The 5,751-nt window shown below is 64.4% G+C and carries 1 protein-coding gene; it reads left to right on the forward strand.

The window, feature by feature from the left end; all coding sequences use genetic code 11:
• Nucleotides 1–36: 36 nt before the first annotated feature.
• Nucleotides 37–5,751 (forward strand): hypothetical protein (locus QSK31_RS48210; protein WP_285691946.1); only part of this gene is annotated, 5,715 nt, incomplete at its 3' end.

Here is a 5,751-nt window from a genome sequence, read left to right on the forward strand (position 1 = left end):
GACGCCGGACGACGTGCTGACGATCACGGCCTGCCCGTGGATTTGCCCGGCCGGACCGACCTGCTCGAAGCTGCCGACAACAGCGTTCGGGCGATCAACGACCAGCATGAGGAGGTCGGCGCTGACCAGGCCAGAGGCGTCCGCATCATGCCCCAGGCGACCCTGCGGAATGGCGTGCTGGTGATCAGCGAGCCGCAGGGCTTGGTCGTGGTGCAGGAGACCGAGTCGGGGATTGGCCCGGCCCGGTTGCCGCGTGAGTTCAGCAGCCTGCGGTATGCGCCGGTGCTGGCGCCGTCGGCGCAGTTGCGGCGTGCGGCCGGTGAGGCCGACCGCCGGTTCGGTGTCCCCGACCGGGATCCCACCGACTGTGTTCCCCGGGCGGTGTGGGCGCTATACAAATCGGGTGTGCCGTTACGGGGTGACGATTCATCCGGTGACCGGGACGTGGATGTTCTCGCCCGGATGCTGGAGGGCTCGTTCGACCGACCGTCGGTGGGCATGCTGGATCAATTGCGCCCGGGCGCGAGGACGGCGGTGTGGACTCGCCGCCCACGCGCCGCCGCGCATGTGGTGCTGGTGGAGGGCACCCGCATACCGGGTTGGGTCGTGGTCTGGGACCCGCACGGCGCGCGCGGTGACACCGCCGATGGTTTCCAGACGGTGAACCTGAAAACGGGTCCGTTGCCGGCCAGCCTGACCGGCCCGGCCCGATTCATCACCGGCGGCGACGGACAGCTGGCGCAATGGGACCCTACGACCGGGCGTGTGGTCCACGGACCAGACATCGATACACACCCGTCCGGATCCGCCACCGAATCCCTCCTCGAAGCCCTCACCGATTCCCCCGAATCGATGCTCGAGGCCCTGACCGATTCCCCCAGCAGGACACTGCCCACCGGGGGGACGGGGACGGTTCCCTCGAAGGCGAAGCTGGTCGCGGACACAAAAATCTACCTGCAGGAATTCGGGGACAACGACAGGCCCCCCACCAAAAAGAAGGAAAAACTCGCTGAGAAGTATGACCGGAACGACCTTTCGGACATCGGAGCGCGATGGTCGAACAACCTTGGCAAAGGGAGGTACTGGCACGAGGAGGAGATCGGTGTACACGTCCGGTCTCAGAGGTGGATCCAGGACGTCGAGAAGAAAGGCCATCCTCAGAAGAGGCGCTTTCACCATTTGCGGGGTCACCCCGGGGATGTGCTGGACGCTGGTAGCGCCGCGCCTGCAGCCATGCTTGGCGGCGATAATCGCAGTATCCCTGAGTGGGAGCGGAAGGCCATCGATGCCTTCCAGGCTTCCTACGAGAAGGGTGTGGAGACGGGCGCGATCGTTGCGGCCGTACGGGATGAGAACGGTGCGATTCGTCAGGATCCGCAGGTCGTGGACGCCGCGGGGGGTGACATCTCGTACATCGCCGCGTATTGGCTGCGCCGCTGGACGACCGCGGGTGAAATGCCTTCCTACACCGGCAGTGAGATAAGAGGGCGACTGGTCGACGACGGCTGGTTCACCAACGCGCAATTCCTGGAGACGTATCAGTACTCCGGCGCGGGATACGCCGCGGCGATCCCCGAACTGGCCCGCAAATACCAGGACCCCCGCAAGGCGATGGGATGGGCTAACAGGAGCCCAAGCCAATCACGGATCCATAACGTGCTCTCCAGAGGGTCTCGTCTCAATGATGAGGAGAAGTTGGCCTGGGCCGCCGTCGGGTGGGCCAAGTATCTCGGCAGGGAGTATCGCGGCAGCAAGCTGGGGGATCATCCGGACAAGGCTGAGGTTGAGGCGTTCGCCTACAACCTGCCGGGGGCGAAGGCTAGGCAGGCGGCGCAAGCCGTCGGCGCGGGGCCTTCCGCAGCCGGGGGTGAGGTGCCGGACGCTACGGATGACGGTGCCTGGCCGGCGTACCGGGCCGAGGACTATACGCATCTGCAGGCTCAGGCGTACGCGCAGGAGGTCGGGCTGGGAAGCAGCTCCGGCCGGCAGGCGCCGCAAGCGGAGTCGCAGTCGTGGCAGGTGCCGCAGCCGGAGTCGCAGGCGGGGTCGCAGCGGGATGGGAAGCGGCATCGGCGGGAGTCGAGTGGTGACCTTGGTGGTGGGCGGTTGCGGAAGCGGGGTGGCGGGTCGGGCGCTGCCGGGGGTTCGGGTAGCCGGACGGATCGGCCCGCGTGGGTGCGTTTGAGTAATGGTGTGGTGGTGCGTTACGACTCGAATTCGGGTTTGTACGACGGGGTCGATCAGAGTGGTGATAGGTGGTTTTACGATCGCTCGGGCAATCGTTCTTGGAAAGTGACGTCCGCTGACGCTGAGGGGTGGCTGGGCGATGATGGTGGCAGTGTCGATCCGGGGCAGTCTGCGGTGTTCGATGCTGTGGCGGATCCTGGTGGCCTTTCGGTGGATCCGCAGTATCCGATTACGACGACTGGTTTGAGTGGTGGTCCTTCCAGTTTCGGTGATGTGCCGCCGGTTCCGGGGTATTCGGCTGGTCATGGCACCGCCCCGTATAGCACGGACCCGTATAGCACGGACCCGTATAGCACGGACCCGTATAGCACGACCTCGCATACGGATGTGTCGTATTCGTCGTTGGCTCGTAGTTCGGGTCCTGGTTCGTTTTTGCCGGGTTCTTCGTTGCCGGGTTCGTCGTCGGGTGGGGGGCCGTGGACGGTTGATCCGTATGATTTCTTGGGTTCGTCTGGTGGGTCGGCGGCCCCTGGTGGTGAGCAGGCCGATCCGTCGGGATACGGCTTTTATGGTTATGGCAGTGGTGGCCCGTCGGTGTTTATGGCGTTGCCGGGTGAGGTGGGGGAGGGTGTTGCTCGTCCTGGTTTTCCGGGGACTGAGCGGGAGTTGGTTGCGCGGCATGGGGCGTTGCGGGAGTTGTTGTCGCGGCTGGGTCCGGTGGTGGCGGGTGTGCTCGACGGTGCGGGTGTTCGTGGGTTGTGGGACAACCTCGTTGCGCAGGTGAACGGCCGTGTGGTGAATGATGGCCCTGGTGGTGATGCCGGTCTGGTCAGTGATGTGCAGCGGCAGATCCGGCAGATAGGGTTTGGGCGGGCTCTGGAGGAGTTCGTTGCCCTGGCATGGTCGGTGAACCAGATCGTTGATGAGCTTGCTCCGGCGGTCCGGTCGGAGGACGGCCCGGAGACGGCGGCGGTACGGGAGCTGCAAGACTGGTTCGACGGCAGGTTGCCGGCTCACGCGTTTGACGTCCCGGACGCCACGCTGACCGAGACCGTCACGCTGGAAGAGGCGAAACAGCGCACCGGGGACACTCGTCTCGGCATGGACCTCCCAGGCCGTACCGATCTGCTGGCGTTCCGCGATCCCCGGGTGGCGCCGATTGACCCGCGGCATCGGCTCACCAGCCCTGACCGGGCCACCGGCGTGCGTATCCTGCCTCCCGGTCAACCTGGTCATGCCGGGGCGGAGCAGCCGTGGATGACGGCGGGAGAGGGTCCGTTGCGGGGTCAACCCCGATTGCTGGGTGACACGGCTCGAGTCGGCCTGCCCGGCGAGGTGGTCAGCGAACGCTACGGCACCCTGCAGACGGACGCCACCATCCCGGACACCGCGGCTGCGGCGTGGACGATCGGCGACTTGACCGGCACCCTCGCTCAACTACCGCTCAATACCCGAACTCTGGTCGAGGTCACCTCGTCCGACCAGACCGACACCTTCCTCATCGTCAGCGACCCCGACGACCTCGCGGTGTTGCCGCTGTCCGCAGACCGGATCGATGCGGGACGTCTGCCCAGCACCTTCGACAGCGCCCGATTCGCACCCCTGCCCGCCGAGGCCACCACCACAGCGACGTCCCGCCCGCGACGGCCAGACACCCACACCGCGATGCCGCCGATCGGCGACGTGTTGTCGTCGTTCCTGACCGGCGGGGATCGTGAGCCGGCCAGGTCGCTGGTGCAGGCCGCCGCCCAAGTAGAAGCCACACTGGGCCCACCCCCTGACAAGGCAGCCGATTGCACCCCCCGGTCCGTGGCGGCGTTGCGGGCGCTGCAAACCCGCTCCGGCAGCGATAACGGCCTCTACGGTCTGCGACCTGTCGACTCCGGTCAGCGACCCGTCGACGAAGCCGTCGCGCTGCTGAGTACCCCTGACACCGCAGCCTTCTTCGGCACCCCCCGCACCGCGCACATCCTGCACGACCTCCGCCCCGGCGCGGCAACCCTCGCGTGGGGACGCCAGCCCGGCGAGGACGCGCACATGGTCGTGATCGAACGCGACACCGACGGAAACCTCCACATCTACGACCCCGCCATCCCCGGCCCCGCAGCAGTCACACCATTCACCCTCGACACCCCGGCCGGACTACCTGACACCCTGACCGGACCAAGCCGCTACCCCGTCAACACCGACGGCGACCTCGCCCAATGGGACATCCACCACCAGCAGGCCGTGTTCGGACCAGACGGCGATCAGCCCTCTGCCCCTTCCGACGGACACACCCTCGACGCCCTCACCGACCCACCAACACACACCTACCCCACCGCAGGCAAGCCCCGGACCGGCGAAGAATGGGCAGCAGGGTTCACGAAAGCAATCCTGAAGCGACAAAGCACGAACATCTCCGGGAAGAAAGCAGACGAGGATGCGGGCATTACAGTCTCTGCCCGGTGGAAGCGCGCGAAAGAGATGAAACCATTCAGCAAGGCGGAGTTGGACGTGTTCGCCCTGTTCCGGATGGAACTACCTGCGGGTCACCCGGACAAAGACACTCTTGACTATCTCATCGCGACGAACGACGCAAATAACATAAAACATCCAGGTTACGACTACACGGGAAGACGGGCACAAGAGCAGAGAAGCCAGACGGCTCGGGAACGCCACCAAAACTACTACGTTCCACCAGCACCCCCTGAGGTGCGTGAGTCCGAGGCTGAACTACTGCAAATCATGGGCGTCCCGGCAAGCGAACCCGTCGCTTTCCATTCTAGGTACTACGCCCTTTACTTCCGCGCCGGTTTCGAGGAGTTAAAAGGCAGACGAATGCCGTCAGACTATACAGTCTACCTCCCTGAACACCCTGAACACGGCGCCGTCAAGGTCGGGAAGAGATTGCTGACTCTCCGCCGTGACCGAGCCTCTTCGGAGGAGATTTACGAGCTGGCCTACCACGGCGTGTTGCTGTCGGGCCGGAACGCCGATGCAATCAGAAACGAATACGACAGACTCGAGGAGATGAATGCACTCCATCCCGACCTCCCGCGATGGAGAAGAGAGGAGCAGCAGAGGCAACAGGATGAGGAAAGGGAGAAGGAAAGGAAAAGAAAGTACCCTACGCAGGAGGAGAAAGACAAGAAAAAGGAGTGGCGACGAACCACTTATGAGAATTCCCGGGAAAAGGGACTGACGGAGGAGCAAAAAAGGAAAAAACGAGCCGATGACGCCGCATACTATGATAGAAAACGGGTGAAGTTGGCTACCGCGCCCGGGGTGGGTGGGCCGGGCAGTGACGTGACGACCTACGATATTAAAAATAGGCCTCAGACGTGGAGTTGGGACGAAGCCAAGCAGTTGCACTGGCGTTATGGTCGTTCTCGTGTTGTGTGGTATCTCGACTCTCGGACATGGGACCGGTGGCCGGCCAGCGAGGGCGAGGTAGTGCCGCCAAAGCGGCCGAATTCGCAGGAGGAACAACAGCAGCAGGAGGAGCAACGGCAGATAGCGTATTCGCAGGAGGAGCAACGGCAGATAGCGTATTCGCAGGAGGAGCAACGGCAGATAGCGTAT

This window comes from Actinoplanes sp. NBRC 103695 (assembly GCF_030269485.1).
Taxonomy (GTDB): Bacteria; Actinomycetota; Actinomycetes; order Mycobacteriales; family Micromonosporaceae; genus Actinoplanes.